The organism is Streptomyces albiaxialis (assembly GCF_039530985.1).
Classification (GTDB): domain Bacteria; phylum Actinomycetota; class Actinomycetes; order Streptomycetales; family Streptomycetaceae; genus Streptomyces; species Streptomyces albiaxialis.
Map to the genome: position 1 here is coordinate 905267 of NZ_BAAAPE010000007.1, position 16799 is coordinate 922065.

Consider the following 16799-nt stretch of genomic DNA (forward strand, 5'->3'; position numbering starts at 1 on the left):
GTAGTAAGCGACTTTGCAGCTTACCGAGAGTCCTGGTGCATCCCCGAGGGGATTACCAGGAGCTCTTGGTCACGCCCGGCAGCTCGCCACGGTGCGCCATCTCACGGAGGCACACGCGGCACAGGCCGAACTTGCGGTAGACGGAGTGCGGACGGCCGCAGCGCTGGCAGCGCGTGTACGCACGCACGGCGAACTTCGGCTTGCGGCTGGCCTTGGAGATCAGGGCCTTCTTCGCCATGGTCAGTTCTCCTTGAACGGGAAGCCGAGGTGACGAAGCAGGGCCCGGCCCTCGTCGTCGTTGGTCGCCGTGGTGACCACGGTGATGTCCATGCCCCGGACCCGGTCGATCTTGTCCTGGTCGATCTCGTGGAACATGACCTGCTCCGTGAGACCGAAGGTGTAGTTGCCCCGGCCGTCGAACTGCTTCGGCGACAGACCGCGGAAGTCGCGGATGCGCGGCAGCGCGAGCGACAGCAGGCGGTCCAGGAACTCCCACATCCGGTCGCCGCGCAGCGTCACGTGGGCGCCGATCGGCTGACCCTCGCGCAGCTTGAACTGCGCGATGGACTTCCGGGCCTTGGTGACGGCGGGCTTCTGACCGGTGATCGTGGCGAGGTCCTTGATGGCACCCTCGATCAGCTTGGAGTCGCGGGCGGCGTCGCCCACACCCATGTTGACCACGATCTTGGTCAGACCGGGGATCTGCATGACGTTGTCGTAGGAGAACTCGTCCTGCAGCTTGCCCTGGATCTCGGCGCGGTAGCGCTGCTTCAGGCGCGGGGCCTCAGTGGTGGCAGTCATCAGATGTCCTCACCGGTCCGCTTGGCAACGCGGATCTTGTTGCCTTCGTCGTCGAAGCGGTAACCGACGCGGGTCACGACCTTGTTGCCGTCCTTCTCCACGACGAGCTGAACGTTGCTCACGTGGATCGGGGCCTCGGTCGTCACGATGCCGCCGGTCTTGGAACCACGAGCGGTCTGGCCGGCCTTGGTGTGCTTCTTGACCCGGTTGACACCCTCGACCAGGACGCGGTCCTCGCGGGGGTAGGCCACGATGACCTTGCCCTGCTTGCCCTTGTCCTTGCCGGTGATGACCTGGACCAGGTCACCCTTCTTGATCTTCATGCTCACAGCACCTCCGGCGCGAGGGAGATGATCTTCATGAACTTCTTCTCGCGCAGCTCACGGCCCACCGGGCCGAAGATACGGGTGCCGCGGGGGTCGCCATCGTTCTTGAGGATGACGGCCGCGTTCTCGTCGAAGCGGATGTACGAGCCGTCGGGGCGGCGGCGCTCCTTCACGGTGCGCACGATGACCGCCTTGACGATGTCGCCCTTCTTCACGTTCCCGCCGGGGATCGCGTCCTTGACGGTAGCGACGACGACGTCACCGATGCCCGCGTAGCGCCGGCCCGAGCCGCCGAGCACACGGATGGTGAGGATTTCCTTCGCACCCGTGTTGTCGGCGACGCGAAGCCGAGACTCCTGCTGGATCACGTCTATCTCCTGTATGTCTGCCGGTTCCCGCCGGGGTGGCCCTCATGAACAGAGGCACCCCGGCGAGCCTGGCGGAACGAACCTGGGGCCGTACGGCCCAGGAATTACTTGGCCTTTTCGAGGATCTCGACGATGCGCCAGCGCTTGGTGGCGGACAGCGGCCGGGTCTCCATGAGGAGGACGCGGTCGCCGACGCCGGCAGCGTTCTGCTCGTCGTGCGCCTTGAGCTTGTTCGTACGGCGGATGACCTTGCCGTACAGCGCGTGCTTCACACGGTCCTCGACGGCGACGACGACGGTCTTGTCCATCTTGTCGCTGACGACGAGACCCTCGCGGGTCTTGCGGAAGCCGCGCGCCTGCTCGTTCTTCTCAGTCACATTCGTCTCGCTCATCAGGCGCTCTCCACCGTCTCGATGCCCAGCTCGCGCTCACGCATCAGGGTGTAGATCCGGGCGATGTCCTTGCGGACGGCCTTCAGCCGGCCGTGGTTCTCAAGCTGCCCGGTCGCCGCCTGGAAGCGGAGGTTGAACAGCTCTTCCTTGGCCTCGCGGAGCTTGCCAACGAGCTCCTCGTTGCCCAGCTCGCGCAGCTCGGACGCCTTGGTTCCGGCCGCCATCACGCGTCACCTGCCTCGCGCCGCACAATGCGGCACTTCATCGGAAGCTTGTGGGCGGCGCGGGTGAGCGCCTCCTTGGCAATCTTCTCGTTCGGGTAGGACAGCTCGAACATCACGCGCCCCGGCTTGACGTTCGCGACCCACCACTCCGGAGAACCCTTACCGGAACCCATGCGGGTCTCGGCGGGCTTCTTCGTCAGCGGGCGGTCCGGGTAGATGTTGATCCAGACCTTGCCGCCACGCTTGATGTGACGGGTCATGGAGATACGAGCGGCCTCGATCTGCCGGTTCGTCACATAAGCGCCGGTCACGGCCTGGATGCCGTACTCACCGAAAGCGACCTCGGTGCCACCCTTCGCCATGCCCTTGCGCTTGGGGTGGTGCTGCTTGCGGTGCTTGACCCTGCGAGGGATCAGCATGTCGGTCAGGCCTCCGTTCCGGTGCTCTCAGCAGCCGGAGCAGCGGCGGGAGCGGCGGCCTCGGCCTTGGGGGCCTCGGAGGCGCCAGCGCCCTGGTTGCTCTGCTGCTGCGGCTTGCGGCCGCGGCCGCCACGCTCGCCACCACGACGGGGGCGGTCGTTGCCGCCACCGCGCGACGGGCGGTTGCCCGCGCGGGCCGCGGCGTTCTCGGCGCGGACCTCGGCGATGTTCTTGACGTCGCCCTTGTAGATCCAGACCTTCACGCCGATACGGCCGAAGGTCGTCTTGGCCTCGAAGAAGCCGTAGTCGACGTTCGCACGGAGCGTGTGCAGGGGCACACGGCCCTCGCGGTAGAACTCCGAGCGGGACATCTCGGCGCCGCCGAGACGGCCGCCGCACTGGATCTTGATGCCCTTGGCGCCGGCCTTCATCGCCGTCTGCATGCTCTTGCGCATGGCGCGGCGGAAGGAGACCCGGGAGGAGAGCTGCTCGGCGACCGCCTGGGCCACGAGCTGCGCGTCCGTCTCGGGGTTCTTCACCTCGAGGATGTTGAACTGGATCTGCTTGCCGGTGAGCTTCTCCAGGTTGCCCCGGAGACGGTCGGCCTCGGCGCCGCGGCGGCCGATGACGATGCCCGGGCGCGCCGTGTGGACGTCCACGCGGACGCGGTCACGGGTGCGCTCGATCTCGACCTTGGAGATACCGGCCCGCTCCATGCCCTGCGTGAGCATGCGGCGGATCGCGACGTCTTCCTTGACGTAGTCCTTGTACAGCTTGTCGGCGTACCACCGCGACTTGAAGTCGGTGGTGATGCCGAGCCGGAACCCGTGCGGGTTTACCTTCTGGCCCATTACCGGGTTCCTTCCTTGCTGCTCACGACCACGGTGATGTGGCTCGTCCGCTTACGGATCCGGTAGGCGCGGCCCTGGGCGCGCGGACGGAACCGCTTCAGGGTCGGGCCCTCGTCGACGTAGGCCTCGGAGATGAAGAGGCTGTCGGCGTCGGTGTGGTCGTAGTTGTGCGCGGCGTTGGCGATGGCGCTGTCCAGCACCTTGCCCACCGGCACGCTCGCGGCCTGCGGGGCGAAACGCAGGACCGCCTGAGCCTCCGTGGCGTTCATGCCACGGACGAGGTCCACCACCCGGCGGGCCTTCATGGGCGTGACGCGCACATAGCGCGCTGAGGCCCTGGCTTCCATGGTTGTCCCTTCGGTGTCAGTCATAGTCTTCACACCCCGCTGATCAGCGACGACGCGACTTGCGGTCGTCCTTCACGTGGCCGCGGAAGGTGCGGGTCGGCGCGAACTCGCCGAGCTTGTGGCCGACCATCGACTCGGTGACGAACACCGGGACGTGCTTGCGGCCGTCGTGCACCGCGATCGTGTGGCCGAGCATGGCCGGGACGATCATCGAGCGGCGAGACCAGGTCTTGATGACGTTCTTGGTGCCCGCGTCGTTCTGTGCATCCACCTTCTTGCCCAGGTGGTCGTCGACGAAGGGCCCCTTCTTGAGACTGCGCGGCATCTAAACCCGCTCCTAGCGCTTCTTGTTCGTCTTGCGGCGGCGGACGATGTACTTGTTGCTGGCCTTCTTCGGCGAGCGCGTACGGCCCTCCTTCTGACCCCACGGCGAAACCGGGTGGCGGCCACCGGAGGTACGACCCTCACCACCACCGTGCGGGTGGTCGATCGGGTTCATGACCACACCGCGGACGGTCGGGCGGACGCCCTTCCAGCGCATGCGGCCGGCCTTGCCCCAGTTGATGTTCGACTGCTCGGCGTTGCCGACCTCGCCCACAGTGGCGCGGCAGCGGACGTCGACCAGGCGGATCTCACCCGAGGGCATGCGGAGGTGGGCCATGCGGCCCTCCTTCGCCAGCAACTGGATGGAGGTGCCGGCGGAGCGGCCGAACTTGGCGCCGCCGCCCGGCTTCAGCTCCACCGCGTGGATCGTCGTACCGACCGGGATGTAGCGCAGCGGCAGGTTGTTGCCCGGCTTGATGTCGGCGCCCTGGCCGTTCTCGATCCGGTGGCCCTGCTCGATGCCGCGCGGCGCGAGGATGTAGCGCTTCTCGCCGTCGGCGTAGTGCAGGAGCGCGATGCGCGCGGTGCGGTTCGGGTCGTACTCGATGTGCGCGACCTTGGCGGGCACGCCGTCCTTGTCATGGCGACGGAAGTCGATGACACGGTAGGCGCGCTTGTGGCCACCGCCCTGGTGGCGGACGGTCACACGACCGGCGTTGTTACGGCCGCCCTTGCTGTGCAGCGGGCGGACCAGCGACTTCTCCGGCGTGGACCGCGTGACCTCGACGAAGTCGGCGACGCTGGAGCCACGACGGCCCGGGGTCGTCGGCTTGTACTTGCGGATACCCATTTCTCAGTCCTCGTCCGATTCCGGACGATCCGGACCTCCGTCAGGAGGTCGGACCGCCGAAGATGTCGATACGGTCGCCCTCGGCGAGGGTCACGATGGCGCGCTTGTTGTCGGCGCGCTTGCCGTAACCGGTGCGGGTGCGCTTGCGCTTGCCCTGCCGGTTGAGCGTGTTGACCCCGGTGACCTTGACCGAGAAGACCTCTTCGACGGCCTGCTTGATCTGGGTCTTGTTGGCACGCGGGTCGACGATGAACGTGTACTTGTTCTCGTCCAGCAGCGCGTAGCTCTTCTCCGAGACGACCGGCTTGATCAGCAGGTCGCGCGGGTCGGTGAAGGTCTTGCTCGGCTCGGCGGGCGCGATCGGGCCCGGACCGTCCGCGGCGCGGCGGGCGGCCTTGGCGACGCGAGCGGCCTTCGCTGCCTTCGCTGCCTTGGAGGCAATGCTCGGGTGACGCGTAGCCATCAGGCCTCGCTCCCTTCGGTCTCAGCGGCCTTCTGGGGGCCAGACACGAAGGACTCCAGGGCGGCCTGGGTGAAGACCACGTCGTCCGAGACGAGTACGTCGTACGTGTTGAGCTGGCCCGGCTCCAGGATGTGCACCTGGGGCAGGTTGCGCGCGGAGAGCCAGGCGGCCTCGTCGGCGCGCTCGACGACCAGCAGCACGTTCTTGCGCTCGCTGATCTTGCCGAACAGGGTCTTCGCGGCCTTGGTGGAGACCTCGCCCTCGACCACGCCGGAGACGACGTGGACGCGGCTGTGACGGGCCCGGTCGGAGAGGGCACCGCGCAGGGCGGCGGCCTTCATCTTCTTCGGGGTCCGCTGCGAGTAGTCACGCGGCACGGGACCGTGCACGACGCCACCGCCCGCGAACTGCGGGGCGCGGGTCGAGCCCTGACGGGCACGGCCGGTGCCCTTCTGGCGGTACGGCTTCTTGCCGCCGCCGCGGACCTCGCCGCGAGTCTTCGTCTTGTGCGTGCCCTGACGGGCCGCGGCCTGCTGTGCGACGACGACCTGGTGGATCAGCGGAACGCTGACCTGCACGTCGAAGATCTCCGAGGGGAGCTCGACGGACCCGGTCTTCTCGCCAGCGGGCGAAAGGATGTCAACGGTGCTCATTTACCTTCAGGCCCCCTTGGCCGCGGTACGGACCAGGACGAGGCCGCCGTTCGGACCAGGAACTGCGCCCTTGATGAGCAGCAGGCCCTTCTCCGCGTCAACGGCGTGGACGGTCAGGTTCTGGGTGGTGACCCGCTCGTTGCCCATACGGCCGGCCATGCGGGTGCCCTTGAAGACCCGGCCCGGGGTGGCGCAGCCACCGATGGCGCCCGGCTTGCGGTGCACGCGGTGCGCACCGTGGGAAGCCTTGCCGCCGTGGAAGCCGTGGCGCTTCATGCCGCCCGCGAAGCCCTTGCCCTTGGACTTGCCGGTCACGTCGACCTTGATGCCGGCCTCGAAGGTGTCGGCACTGATCTCCTGGCCCAGCGTGTACTCGCTGGCGCCGGAGGTGCGCAGTTCCACCAGGTGGCGGCGCGGGGTGACGTCGGCCTTGGCGAAGTGGCCCTTGAGGGGCTTGTTCACCTTGCGCGGGTCGATCTCGCCGAAGGCGATCTGAACGGCCTCGTAGCCGTCCTTGTCTGCGGTGCGGACCTGGGTCACGACATTCGGCCCGGCCTTGACGACGGTCACGGGGACAACGCGGTTGTTGTCGTCCCAGACCTGGGTCATGCCGAGCTTCTCGCCCAGGACGCCCTTGATCTGCTTAGCCATCTCTACGACACCCCTCAGAGCTTGATCTCGATGTCGACGCCGGCCGGGAGGTCCAGGCGCATCAGCGAGTCAACGGTCTTGGGGGTCGGGTCGAGGATGTCGATCAGACGCTTGTGGGTGCGCATCTCGAAGTGCTCGCGCGAGTCCTTGTACTTGTGCGGCGACTTGATGACGCAGTACACGTTCTTCTCAGTGGGCAGCGGCACCGGGCCAGCGACCGACGCGCCAGTGCGGGTCACCGTCTCGACGATCTTCTTCGCCGAGTTGTCGATGACCTCGTGGTCGTAGGCCTTGAGCCGGATGCGGATCTTCTGTCCCGCCATGGCTACTTCGTAGTCCTGTCTCTCGTAACGCTCTGGAACCCGCGGGTTTCCGTCCCCTCGCTCCACTTCCGACCCACGCGGTCGGGCGTGTCGCGACCCTTCCCGTACTTCACCGCGGACGTGCGTCACCTGGGACGCATCTCCGTCGGACGGAAGGATTCGGGGGCAGAGGACCCACCGGGTGCCTGGCTGGAAGCCCCTCCCACGCTTCCCGGAAGATTCCCGTACTTCCACCCCTGATAAGGGGCGACGAATACCTGGGACTCGCTTCCGGTCCTCCCGGCGGGAGGCGCGCGGCATCGGCACTCAACCGAGCAACCTGGACAGTGTGCCACAAGGGGAAAGGCCATCGCCAATCGGGCCTCTATCACACCGGGGCCCTGCCTGCGGCGACCGACCCGGGACCGATCACTACCGGCGAGTAAGGTTCGTACGCCCCGCCGTACGGCCGCGAGGAGCCCGCCCCGGAGAATCCGGGAGCGACGGTACCAGCGCGGTTCCGACGGCGCCGCGTCCGCCGGCGTCCACGCGATCGGCCCGCCTCGCCCGCGGCCACGGCGGGCCGGGGCAGGGTTCGTAACTCCGAGTGATCATCCGGATGCGCGTTTGATAACGTGGCGGCTTCATCCGTGGGGCCGCCGATGCTGAGGGGGCGGGATGGGACTCCCGGACGAGATAGCGGCGCTGCGCGCGGGCGAGGGGAACCCGGGGGCGCTGGTGGGGGAGCTGCGGCGGACGGCCGTGCTCGTGCTCACGTCGGGCGAGGACGGGATCGTGACGGCGCCGTACGGCGGGGTGCGGTGGATCCTCGCGTTCACGGACGAGGAGGCGCTGGCGCGGTACGCGCACGCGCGGCGGAGCCCTCCGGACGCGTCCTGGCCGTACGCGGCCGTGCTCGGCGCCCGTCTCCTCGACGCCGTCGTCCCCGCGCAGGACGGCCCCACGGGCGTGGCCGTGAACGTCGCGGACGAGGACGGCTCGATGCTCTTCCCGCCGGTGCCCGGCATCGTCCCGGACGCCGTGGCGGTCACGGAGGAGGGGGACGAGGGGTGAGCGGCGGGGGCAAGGACGTCGACGGGGTCGAGTGGGACAAGGAGTCGCTCGGTCTGGTCGAGAAGGGGCTCAAGGGCGCCATCGGCGAGCTGAAGGAGTCGGGCAGTTCGGCGACGGACTCGTTGCAGGGCGCCGGCTTCGAGGAGTTGTCGCTGACGCAGATGGAGGCCGGGCACGCGGGCCTGGCCCGGGACTTCGAGGACTTCTGCGAGAAGTGGGAGTGGGGCGTGCGCGCCCTGGTCCAGAACGCCAACGGGCTGGCGGAGCGGCTGGGCCTGTCGGCGGGGCTGGAGTACGAGGAGGACCAGTACCGGTCGGGAACGCTCAAGATCGCGGCCAACTCGGTCCTGTTCACCGGCAATCCGCACGCGAGCGAGGAGCAAGTCGTCAAGCAGAGCTACGGCGACATCCTCACCCCGGACGCGCCGGACTACTCCGCGGACTCCTTCCGGCAGGCCAAGGACGACATCGTCCAGGAGGGCAAGGACACCGCCCGTTCCCTGACCGAGGACGGCATGGGCGGGATGCGCGCCGACCTGGCCCAGGAGGTCACGGGGACCAGCGACGAGGAGGCCGAGGCGCAGCGCGACCGGTTCTTCGGCCCGTCGGCGGAGGAGCGCGCGAAGGCGGAGGGAGCCGAGGGGGGCGGGCGCTGATGGGCTGGGGCGATCTGGTTCCGGACGGAGTCAAGGACAAGTTCGAGGACGCCAAGGAGGCCGTCGGTGACGGCGTCGAGGGGATGGGCAACTGGGGCGCCGACCGGCTCGACGACGTCGGTTGGCAGGGCGGCGCCGACTTCGTGCGGGACAAGTCCCGTTCGGTCGCCAACCGGCTGGGCGCGGACGTCGCCGAACTCCAGCTCGACGAGTCCGACGAGCCCAACAGGCTGGTCTACGGCAGCCCCGGCAAGCTGCGCGCCACCGCCCGTCATCTGACCGATTTCCAGGGGGCGTTCAACAACGTCGCGGCCGGTCTCAAGCGCGTCGGCAAGGGACAGCTCAAGGGCCGGGCGGCGGACGCGTTCTGGGACAAGGTCGGCCTGGAGCCCGCGAAGTGGACCAAGGCCGCCGACGCCTGCGAGAAGGCCGCCGGGGCCCTGGACGACTTCGCGGGCACCGTCGAGTGGGCACAGGGGCAGGCCCGTGAGGCGATAGCCAAGTACAAGGACGACAAGAAGGACGAGGCCGAGGAGCAGCTCCAGGAAGCGCGCACCCAGCGCAACACGGCCGCCGCCCGCGCGCAGAAGGCCGTCAGGGCCGCGGCGGAGGCGGCCCCGCCCAAACCCTCCTACGCCGAGCGCGCCAAGGACGGCCTGGCCGGCATCAAGCTGGACGCGACCCATGTCGCCGGAGGCGCGGTCAAGGGCGTGGCGGGCATGTACGGCTTCGTGCGGTCCGTGAACCCCGTGGACCCCTACAACCTCACGCACCCCGCCGAGTACGCCACGAACCTGGCCTCCACCAACATGGGCATCGTCCGTATGGTCAACGACCCTGTCGGCACGGGCAAACAGTTGTGGGACGGCTTCCAGAAGGACGGCGCCGAGGGCCTCGGCCGGGTCATTCCGGAACTGATCGGTACCAAAGGCGTCGGCACCGCGCTCAAGGCCGCGAAGGCGGGCCGAGGAGCACGCCTGGCCGACGACGTACCGCGTCCCCGCGCCGACCTGGAGAAGAAGGGCCCGGACGACGCGGCCAAGCAGGGCAAGGAGACCCCGTCCGGAGGGACGGACCCGGTGGACCTGTCCACGGGCCGTATGTACCTCCCGCAGACGGACCTGACGCTGCCCGGCGCGATGCCGTTCTCCTTCACCCGCCGGGTGGAGTCCGGCTACCGGCTGGGCCGCTGGTTCGGCCCGTCCTGGTCCTCGACGGTGGACCAGCGGCTGGAGGTCGACGCCGAGGGCGTCGTGTACGTGGCGGAGGACGGCCGCCTCCTGGCCTTCCCACACCCGGCCCCGGGCCTGCCGACGTACCCGACGGCGGGCTCGGCGAGGATGCCGCTGAACCGTGAGGTGGACGGCGGCTACACGCTGACGGACCCGGAGACGGGCTGGGTGCGGCACTTCGCGCCGCCCCCGTCGGGCGAGGACGGCACCGCTCGGCTGGAGCAGATCACCGACCGGAACGGCCACAGCGTCACCTTCGAGTACGACCCCGCGACGGGCGCCCCGGTCCGCCTGGTCCACAGCGGCGGCTACGAGGTCCGGCTGACGGCCGAGGACGGCCGCGTAAGGGCCCTGTCCCTGGGCTCGCGAGAGGTCCTCCGCTACGGCTACGACGACGCGGGCAACCTGACGGAGGTCACCAACTCCTCGGGCGTACCCCTGTGCTTCGAGTACGACGAAGAGCGCCGGGTGATCGCCTGGACCGACACCAACGGCCGCCGCTACGACTACGTGTACGACAACCTCGACCGCGTCATCGCCGAGGGCGGCACCGCGGGCCATATGCAGGTCCGTATCGACTACGACGGCGTGGACGAGGCGACGGGCCACCGGGTCACGACCCTCACGAGCGCGGCGGGCGAGTCGACCCGCACCCTTTTCGACGACCGCGGCCGGATGGTCGGCGATATCGACGCGCTGGGACACCGCACCGCGACGGAAAGGGACCGCTGGAACCGTCCCCTCTCCCATACGGACGCCCTGGGCCGTACGACGCGCTACGAGTACGACGAGTCGGGCCGTCTCTCGACGGTCGTGCGCCCGGACGGCACGGCCATGTCGTTCGTCCGCGACGAGAGGGGACACCCCGTCGCGACGACGGCCCCGGACGGCACGGTCTGGCGCGAAGAGTGGGACGAGCACGGCAACCGCACGGCGGTCACCGATCCGGCGGGCCACACGACGCGCTACGGCTACGACGGGCGGGGCCACCTGGCGACGGTGACGGACGCTCTGGGCGGGGTCACGCGCGTACGGTGCGACAGGGCGGGCCTCCCGGTGGAGGTGACGGACCCCCTGGGCGCGACGACGCGCTACGAACGGGACGCCTTCGGCCGCCCAGTGACTGTCGTGGATCCCCTGGGCGCACGTATGGCTCTGGAATGGACGGTCGAGGGCAAACTGTCCCGCCGTACGGACCCGAACGGTGCCACGGAACGCTGGGAATGGGACGGCGAGGGCAACTGCACCCGCCACGTCGACGCGGCGGGCGGCGAGACGCGCTACGAGTACGGCCACTTCGACGTCCTGGAGGCCCGCACCGGCCCGGACGGCGTCCGCTACGAGTTCGCGTACGACGCGGAGCTGCGGCTGACGGAGGTCCGTAACCCGCAAGGTCTGACCTGGTCCTACGCCTACGACCCGGCGGGCCGCCTGGTGGAGGAGGCGGACTTCGACGGCCGCGCACAGCGCTACACGGTGAACGCCGCGGGCGAACTGGTGTCCCGGCTCACCCCGCGAGGCGAGGAGATCACCTATGAGCGCGACGTACTGGGCCGTACGACGCGCAAGTCGGTGGCGGGCGAAGAGACGACCTACGCCTACGACGCCGCGGGCCGCCTCCTGGAGGCGCACAGCCCGGACGCGAGGCTCCACTACCAGCGGGACAAGCTGGGCCGGGTAAAAACAGAACTGCTGAACGGTCGAGCCCTCACCCACACGTACGACGCCCTGGGCCGCGAGACGCGTCGCGTGACGCCGACGGGTGTGGTGACGACGTACGCGTACGACGCGGCGGGCAACCGCACGAGCCTGACGACGAACGGCCGGACGCTCGACTTCGCGTACGACGACGCGGGCCGGGAATCGCACCGCACGATCGGCGAGGGCGATCTGTCCCTCACCCACATCTGGGACCCGGCGGGCAGACTGACGGCCCAGTCCCTGGACGCCGAGGGCCCACTCCGCGAGCGGACCTACACCTACCGCGAGGACGGCTACCTGCAGACGGTCGACGACTCCTTGACGGGCCGCACGACGTACGACCTGAACGCCGTCGGCCGCGTCACCGCGGTCCACGCCCGCGGCTGGACGGAGCGGTACGCGTACGACGAGGCGGGCAACCAGACGGAGGCGCACTGGCCGGACGAGCACGCGTCCCCGGAGGCGCGGGGCGCACGCACGTACGAGGGCACACGGGTCCAGACGGCCGGCACGGTCCGCTACGAACACGACGAGTCGGGCCGCGTGGTGCTCCGCCAGAAGAGACGGCTCTCGAAGAAGCCGGCGACATGGCGCTACGAGTGGAACGCCGAGGACCGCCTGCGCCGGGTGGTGGCCCCGGACGGCAAAGAGTGGCACTACGCGTACGACCCCCTGGGCCGCCGCATAGCGAAGCGCTCGGACGACGAACGGGTCGACTTCACCTGGGACGGCCCCAGACTGGTCGAGCAGACCACAACAGCCGGGCCTCTCCCCCACCCCGTGACCCTCACCTGGGACCACAAGGGCTTCGCCCCCGTGACCCAGACGGAACGCCTGACCACGGAGACCTCGCAGAAGGAAATCGACTCCCGCTTCTACGCGATAGTCACCGACCTGGTCGGAACCCCGACAGAATTGGTCGACGAATCAGGCGCCACGGCCTGGAGCGCCCGAACCACCCTCTGGGGCACCACAACCTGGCCCACCACCTCCACGACCTACACCCCCCTCCGCTTCCCGGGCCAGTACCACGACCCGGAGACGGGGCTGCACTACAACTTCCACCGGTACTACGACTCGGAGACGGCACGATACGCGTCCCCTGATCCTCTTGGACTGAGCCCAGCAGCGAATGCGACCTCATACATCAAGAATCCCTGCACATGGGCTGACACGCTGGGACTTGCACCATGCCCCCCGGAGGGAAATGACGCACCCGCAGGCAGATCATGGTGGGGCCCAGAAGGAGGAACAACCCTCAGAGGGCACGACTACTACACCCCGCACACGCCAGAGTTGCAGAACCTGGTGAACCCTCAGGGTGGCAGGAGTAACTGCGGCCCGGTGTCGGCGTCAGTTGACTCGACTCTCCAAGGTTCACCCGCCTCAGCCCCGGGAGCGGACAGACCGATGACGATGCGCGAAATGCAGAACTCACTCGGCGGAACATTCCAGAGGCAAAACGGGCTGTCTGGACTGGTCGAGAACATGGAGAGAGCCGGGGACGGCGCACGAGGAATCGTCGGCGCATGGCCGAGGACGGGCGTAGGGCACTACTTCAACGTGATGAATGACCGAGGCAACGTAGTCTTCCTTGACGGACAGGTAGGGATGGCACACCATCTCACACGATGGGAAAACTACTGGCTGATGAGGAGAGACTGACATGCTGAACAAGCAGGAGGCACTATTCCGCGCAAATGATTTCCTCAGGGAGAAGAGCAAGGAATGGAACAAGGAGGGCGAGATTCGAATCGAGAGCGAGGGCGCCTTCACCGACAAAGATTCACTCCTCGTGTGCTACAACACGATCGCATACCTTGACCATGGAGACGAGCTGGACCGTCTCGCCGGCAACAATCCCATCGAAGTCAATCTGCGAACTGGCGACTGCCGCATACTCTCCCTCGATGAAACCCTAAAATACATGGACGAGGGTTTCCTCAAGTAGTGCCGAGACTTCAAGAAGTGGCCTACATGACCGAAACAAAGTGACCACCTGGCACTGGAAAGTCACCTGGCACCACGACTTCGCCGACGAGCCCGTGGCCATCTGCAGCGAGATCGGCGAGGACGGATACGAGGTCCGCAAGGTGGAGGAGTTCCGCGACGGCATGCTCTCCTGGGCCGACGGAGAACACGAGCACGGGCGCACCGGGCTCGCCGTGATCCCCATGGGCCGGATCGAGGACATCCAGGCCCAGGCCGAGTTCACCGCGTCCCACATCCCTCGCGCCGAGTTCGAGGCCGTATGGCACCGCGCCACAGACCGACAGGCCCGTCCGTAGCTCCTCTGACCTGCATGAACGCCACCGCGATTGACAATAGGCAGGCAAACACCTGCATAATCGAGGTGTGAGCGACTCAAGGGACACGCACGTGGAGCTGGACGTCGACTCGGTCTTCAAAGCGCTGGCCGACCCCACCCGACGCCTCCTCCTCGACCGTCTGCGCACGCACAACGGCCAGACGCTCCGCGACCTGTGCGAGCAGCTCGACATGGCGCGACAGTCGGCGACGCAGCACCTCGACGTCCTCGTACGCGCCAACCTCGTCACCGTCACCCGCCGCGGCAGGGAACGGCTGCACTACCTCAACCCCACGCCCATCCACGAGATCGAGCAGCGCTGGATCTCGAGCTTCGACAGGCCCCGCCTCCGCGCGCTCAGCGCCATCAAGCACCAGGCAGAGGAGTACGCCATGACCACCGACGCCTCAACCGGCGCCTCGACCGTCCCGGACTACGTCTACGTCACCTATATCCACGCGACCCCCGAGCAGGTCTGGAAGGCCCTCACGGACGCCGACCTGACCGCCCGCTTCTGGGGGCACGCGAACGTCTCCGACTGGCAGCCCGGCTCCCCCTGGGAGCACCGCCGCATCGACGGCTCGGAGGCCGTCGACGTCGCGGGACGGGTCCTGGTGGCCGAGCCGCCGACCCGCCTCGTCATCACGTTCGACGACGCCGTCGACGCCTCCCCGGACCCGTCCGTCGTGACGTTCCTCGTCGAGCCGCACCAGGAGATCGTCCGGCTGACCGTCACCCACGAGAAGATCCCGAACGAAGAGTTCCGCGGCGACATCTCCCAGGGCTGGCCCGCGGTCCTCGCCAACCTCAAGTCCCTCCTGGAGACCGGCGACGTCCTCCCGCAGGCTCCGTGGGACATGCACGCCTGATCGTCCTCGGCCACGAGAACGAGTGCGGCTCTACCTCGCCGCAACCCCCTGAGGCGACCTCTCCATGTCCCCGGAGCCCGGCACCGGCTCCCCCGCGTCGCCGCCGACGGCCACCACCCGGTTCCCCGCGTCCACGTGGACGACACGCGGCACCAGCGCTCGCGCCTCCTCGTCCGTCACCTGGGCGTAGGCGATCAGGATCACCAGGTCTCCGGGGTGGACCAGGTGGGCCGCGGCGCCGTTGATGCCGAGGACGCCGCTTCCGCGTTCGCCCTCGATCACGTACGTCTCCAGGCGGGCCCCGTTCGTGACGTCGACGATGTGGACCAGCTCGCCCGGCAGCAGGTCCGCCGCGTCCATCAGGTCGGCGTCGATCGTCACCGAGCCCACGTAGTGGAGGTCGGCCTGGGTGACGGTGGCACGGTGGATCTTGGACTTGAACATGGTGCGCAGCACAATGAACTCCCGAAGGGTGAAAGGTCGCGCCCCCTCCTCAAGACCGGGGTGCGCGCCGACACCGCCCATCGTACGACCGTTCGCGCACGCAAGAGGGCCCGTACGGCACGAAGCCGTACGGGCCCTCTCAGCGCGTTCCGCGTGAGCGTGCGCGCGTCAGGTCACTTGAGGATCTTGGTGACCTGGCCGGCGCCCACGGTCCGGCCACCCTCACGGATGGCGAACTTGAGGCCCTCCTCCATGGCGACCGGCTGGATGAGCTGGACGCTCATCTCGGTGTTGTCGCCCGGCATGACCATCTCGGTGCCCTCGGGGAGGGTCACGACGCCGGTCACGTCCGTGGTGCGGAAGTAGAACTGCGGGCGGTAGTTGTTGAAGAACGGGGTGTGACGGCCACCCTCGTCCTTCGACAGGATGTACGCCTGCGCCTCGAACTCGGTGTGCGGGGTGACAGAGCCCGGCTTGATGATGACCTGGCCGCGCTCGACGTCCTCGCGCTTGATGCCGCGGAGCAGCAGACCGACGTTCTCACCGGCCTGACCCTCGTCCAGCAGCTTACGGAACATCTCGATGCCCGTAACCGTGGTCGTGGTCTTGTCTTCCTTGATGCCGATGATGTCGACGGTCTCGTTGACCTTCAGCACACCGCGCTCGATACGGCCGGTGACGACCGTACCGCGACCGGTGATGGTGAAGACGTCCTCGATCGGCATGAGGAACGGCTTGTCGGTGTCGCGCTCCGGAGCCGGGATCGCCTCGTCGACGGCCTTCATCAGCTCGACGACGGACTTGCCCCACTCCTCGTCGCCCTCGAGGGCCTTGAGCGCGGAGACCTTGACGACCGGAACCTCGTCGCCCGGGAACTCGTACTCCGAGAGAAGCTCACGGACCTCGAGCTCGACGAGCTCCATGATCTCCTCGTCGTCCACCATGTCGGCCTTGTTCAGGGCGACGACGATGTACGGAACGCCGACCTGGCGGGCCAGGAGCACGTGCTCCTTGGTCTGCGGCATCGGGCCGTCCGTGGCGGCGACCACGAGGATGGCGCCGTCCATCTGGGCGGCACCGGTGATCATGTTCTTGATGTAGTCCGCGTGACCAGGGCAGTCAACGTGGGCGTAGTGACGGTTCTCCGTCTGGTATTCGACGTGCGCGATGGAGATGGTGATACCGCGCTGGCGCTCTTCCGGCGCCTTGTCGATGTTCTCGAAGGCCGAAGCCTCGTTCAGGTCCGGGTACGCGTCGTGCAGCACCTTGGTGATCGCCGCGGTAAGAGTCGTCTTGCCGTGGTCGATGTGACCGATGGTGCCGATGTTGACGTGCGGCTTAGTCCGCTCGAACTTCGCCTTCGCCACTGGGGTCCTCCTGTGGACTGGTGCTGTACACCCTCCACACTTTGCGGAGGGGTTCAGGTGGTCGTACCGAACAGGACAGGACCCCGAGGGGGATGCCCTTGACCTGTTCGCTTGGATGGGCCGGCGGCCGGGGCCCCGGAACAGACCGTAGGACGGGTCGTACGGTCTGTGCCGGAG

23 protein-coding genes are annotated in these 16799 nt (G+C 68.0%); 6 read left to right on the forward strand and 17 right to left on the reverse strand.

Annotation, left to right across the window (positions count from 1 at the left end; genetic code table 11):
* Positions 1-52: 52 nt before the first annotated feature.
* The 15 genes from ABD343_RS15165 to rpsJ form a co-directional block, all read right to left on the reverse strand.
* Positions 53-238, reverse strand: coding sequence for a type Z 30S ribosomal protein S14 (locus ABD343_RS15165; RefSeq protein WP_030883916.1), 186 nt, complete (start codon positions 236-238; stop codon positions 53-55).
* Between the two features lie 2 nt (positions 239-240).
* On the reverse strand, positions 241-801 hold the full coding sequence (gene rplE / locus ABD343_RS15170; RefSeq protein WP_344528139.1) for a 50S ribosomal protein L5: 561 nt from the start codon (positions 799-801) through the stop codon (positions 241-243).
* The gene (gene rplX, locus ABD343_RS15175; RefSeq protein WP_209266967.1) at positions 801-1124 is read right to left on the reverse strand and encodes a 50S ribosomal protein L24; all 324 of its coding nucleotides are present in this window, start codon (positions 1122-1124) and stop codon (positions 801-803) included. The genes rplE and rplX overlap by 1 nt, the downstream gene beginning before the upstream one ends.
* A 2-nt stretch (positions 1125-1126) precedes the next feature.
* Positions 1127-1495, reverse strand: coding sequence for a 50S ribosomal protein L14 (rplN, locus tag ABD343_RS15180; protein WP_019354942.1), 369 nt, complete (start codon positions 1493-1495; stop codon positions 1127-1129).
* 104 nt (positions 1496-1599) lie between these two features.
* Positions 1600-1887, reverse strand: coding sequence for a 30S ribosomal protein S17 (rpsQ, locus tag ABD343_RS15185; RefSeq protein ID WP_344528143.1), 288 nt, complete (start codon positions 1885-1887; stop codon positions 1600-1602).
* Positions 1887-2111 carry a 50S ribosomal protein L29 gene (gene rpmC / locus ABD343_RS15190; RefSeq protein ID WP_023531026.1) on the reverse strand — a complete coding sequence of 75 codons (225 nt, stop codon included), beginning with the start codon at positions 2109-2111 and terminating at the stop codon, positions 1887-1889. Before rpmC ends, rpsQ begins: the two co-directional genes overlap by 1 nt.
* The gene (rplP, locus tag ABD343_RS15195) at positions 2111-2530 is read right to left on the reverse strand and encodes a 50S ribosomal protein L16 (RefSeq protein WP_344528147.1); all 420 of its coding nucleotides are present in this window, start codon (positions 2528-2530) and stop codon (positions 2111-2113) included. Before rplP ends, rpmC begins: the two co-directional genes overlap by 1 nt.
* A gap of 5 nt (positions 2531-2535) precedes the next feature.
* A complete protein-coding gene (rpsC, locus tag ABD343_RS15200; protein ID WP_344528149.1) occupies positions 2536-3381 on the reverse strand; it encodes a 30S ribosomal protein S3 in 846 nt (281 codons plus the stop codon).
* Positions 3381-3728 carry a 50S ribosomal protein L22 gene (gene rplV / locus ABD343_RS15205; protein WP_344528151.1) on the reverse strand — a complete coding sequence of 116 codons (348 nt, stop codon included), beginning with the start codon at positions 3726-3728 and terminating at the stop codon, positions 3381-3383. Before rplV ends, rpsC begins: the two co-directional genes overlap by 1 nt.
* 43 nt (positions 3729-3771) lie before the next feature.
* Entirely contained in the window at positions 3772-4053 is a 282-nt protein-coding gene (rpsS, locus tag ABD343_RS15210) for a 30S ribosomal protein S19 (protein WP_344528153.1), read from the reverse strand.
* 12 nt (positions 4054-4065) lie between these two features.
* Positions 4066-4902, reverse strand: coding sequence for a 50S ribosomal protein L2 (gene rplB / locus ABD343_RS15215; RefSeq protein WP_344528155.1), 837 nt, complete (start codon positions 4900-4902; stop codon positions 4066-4068).
* A gap of 40 nt (positions 4903-4942) precedes the next feature.
* The gene (gene rplW, locus ABD343_RS15220; protein WP_344528157.1) at positions 4943-5365 is read right to left on the reverse strand and encodes a 50S ribosomal protein L23; all 423 of its coding nucleotides are present in this window, start codon (positions 5363-5365) and stop codon (positions 4943-4945) included.
* Positions 5365-6018 (reverse strand): 50S ribosomal protein L4, encoded by a 654-nt coding sequence (gene rplD / locus ABD343_RS15225; RefSeq protein ID WP_344528159.1) that lies wholly within the window; start codon positions 6016-6018, stop codon positions 5365-5367. The genes rplW and rplD overlap by 1 nt, the downstream gene beginning before the upstream one ends.
* A gap of 6 nt (positions 6019-6024) precedes the next feature.
* The gene (rplC, locus tag ABD343_RS15230) at positions 6025-6669 is read right to left on the reverse strand and encodes a 50S ribosomal protein L3 (RefSeq protein ID WP_344528161.1); all 645 of its coding nucleotides are present in this window, start codon (positions 6667-6669) and stop codon (positions 6025-6027) included.
* Positions 6670-6683: 14 nt separating this feature from the next.
* Entirely contained in the window at positions 6684-6992 is a 309-nt protein-coding gene (gene rpsJ / locus ABD343_RS15235) for a 30S ribosomal protein S10 (protein WP_016473429.1), read from the reverse strand.
* A 657-nt stretch (positions 6993-7649) separates the two neighbouring features.
* Between rpsJ and ABD343_RS15240 the strand changes: the two genes are divergently transcribed.
* The 6 genes from ABD343_RS15240 (at position 7650) to ABD343_RS15265 (ending at position 14811) form a co-directional block, all read left to right on the forward strand.
* The gene (locus tag ABD343_RS15240; RefSeq protein ID WP_344528163.1) at positions 7650-8045 is read left to right on the forward strand and encodes an SseB family protein; all 396 of its coding nucleotides are present in this window, start codon (positions 7650-7652) and stop codon (positions 8043-8045) included.
* The gene (locus ABD343_RS15245) at positions 8042-8701 is read left to right on the forward strand and encodes a hypothetical protein (protein ID WP_344528165.1); all 660 of its coding nucleotides are present in this window, start codon (positions 8042-8044) and stop codon (positions 8699-8701) included. The genes ABD343_RS15240 and ABD343_RS15245 overlap by 4 nt, the downstream gene beginning before the upstream one ends.
* Positions 8701-13299, forward strand: coding sequence for a putative T7SS-secreted protein (locus tag ABD343_RS15250; protein WP_344528167.1), 4599 nt, complete (start codon positions 8701-8703; stop codon positions 13297-13299). The genes ABD343_RS15245 and ABD343_RS15250 overlap by 1 nt, the downstream gene beginning before the upstream one ends.
* 1 nt (position 13300) lies before the next feature.
* Entirely contained in the window at positions 13301-13585 is a 285-nt protein-coding gene (locus ABD343_RS15255) for a YrhB domain-containing protein (protein WP_344528169.1), read from the forward strand.
* 40 nt (positions 13586-13625) lie between these two features.
* Positions 13626-13922: a DUF6881 domain-containing protein gene (locus ABD343_RS15260; RefSeq protein WP_344528171.1), complete on the forward strand. Its 297-nt coding sequence runs from the start codon at positions 13626-13628 to the stop codon at positions 13920-13922.
* 67 nt (positions 13923-13989) lie between these two features.
* Positions 13990-14811 (forward strand): ArsR/SmtB family transcription factor, encoded by an 822-nt coding sequence (locus ABD343_RS15265; protein ID WP_344528173.1) that lies wholly within the window; start codon positions 13990-13992, stop codon positions 14809-14811.
* A gap of 30 nt (positions 14812-14841) precedes the next feature.
* On the opposite strand, the gene panD is transcribed toward ABD343_RS15265, so the two are convergent.
* Complete coding sequence (panD, locus tag ABD343_RS15270) at positions 14842-15267, reverse strand: aspartate 1-decarboxylase (protein WP_344528175.1); 426 nt, start codon at positions 15265-15267, stop codon at positions 14842-14844.
* Positions 15268-15428: 161 nt separating this feature from the next.
* Positions 15429-16622: an elongation factor Tu gene (gene tuf / locus ABD343_RS15275; RefSeq protein WP_344528177.1), complete on the reverse strand. Its 1194-nt coding sequence runs from the start codon at positions 16620-16622 to the stop codon at positions 15429-15431.
* Positions 16623-16799 lie beyond the last annotated feature (177 nt).

Bases quoted from the DNA above. Each gene is read 5' to 3' on its own strand.
- rplC (WP_344528161.1), bottom strand. From the start codon at position 6,669: ATGGCTAAGCAGATCAAGGGCGTCCTGGGCGAGAAGCTCGGCATGACC.
- rplB (WP_344528155.1), bottom strand. From the start codon at position 4,902: ATGGGTATCCGCAAGTACAAGCCGACGACCCCGGGCCGTCGTGGCTCC.
- rplW (WP_344528157.1), bottom strand. From the start codon at position 5,365: ATGGCTACGCGTCACCCGAGCATTGCCTCCAAGGCAGCGAAGGCAGCG.
- ABD343_RS15165 (WP_030883916.1), bottom strand. From the start codon at position 238: ATGGCGAAGAAGGCCCTGATCTCCAAGGCCAGCCGCAAGCCGAAGTTC.
- rplP (WP_344528147.1), bottom strand. From the start codon at position 2,530: ATGCTGATCCCTCGCAGGGTCAAGCACCGCAAGCAGCACCACCCCAAG.
- ABD343_RS15240 (WP_344528163.1), top strand. From the start codon at position 7,650: ATGGGACTCCCGGACGAGATAGCGGCGCTGCGCGCGGGCGAGGGGAAC.
- rplV (WP_344528151.1), bottom strand. From the start codon at position 3,728: ATGGAAGCCAGGGCCTCAGCGCGCTATGTGCGCGTCACGCCCATGAAG.
- rplE (WP_344528139.1), bottom strand. From the start codon at position 801: ATGACTGCCACCACTGAGGCCCCGCGCCTGAAGCAGCGCTACCGCGCC.
- rpsQ (WP_344528143.1), bottom strand. From the start codon at position 1,887: ATGAGCGAGACGAATGTGACTGAGAAGAACGAGCAGGCGCGCGGCTTC.
- rpsC (WP_344528149.1), bottom strand. From the start codon at position 3,381: ATGGGCCAGAAGGTAAACCCGCACGGGTTCCGGCTCGGCATCACCACC.
- rpmC (WP_023531026.1), bottom strand. From the start codon at position 2,111: ATGGCGGCCGGAACCAAGGCGTCCGAGCTGCGCGAGCTGGGCAACGAG.
- rplD (WP_344528159.1), bottom strand. From the start codon at position 6,018: ATGAGCACCGTTGACATCCTTTCGCCCGCTGGCGAGAAGACCGGGTCC.
- rplX (WP_209266967.1), bottom strand. From the start codon at position 1,124: ATGAAGATCAAGAAGGGTGACCTGGTCCAGGTCATCACCGGCAAGGAC.
- ABD343_RS15255 (WP_344528169.1), top strand. From the start codon at position 13,301: ATGCTGAACAAGCAGGAGGCACTATTCCGCGCAAATGATTTCCTCAGG.
- rpsJ (WP_016473429.1), bottom strand. From the start codon at position 6,992: ATGGCGGGACAGAAGATCCGCATCCGGCTCAAGGCCTACGACCACGAG.
- ABD343_RS15250 (WP_344528167.1), top strand. From the start codon at position 8,701: ATGGGCTGGGGCGATCTGGTTCCGGACGGAGTCAAGGACAAGTTCGAG.
- rpsS (WP_344528153.1), bottom strand. From the start codon at position 4,053: ATGCCGCGCAGTCTCAAGAAGGGGCCCTTCGTCGACGACCACCTGGGC.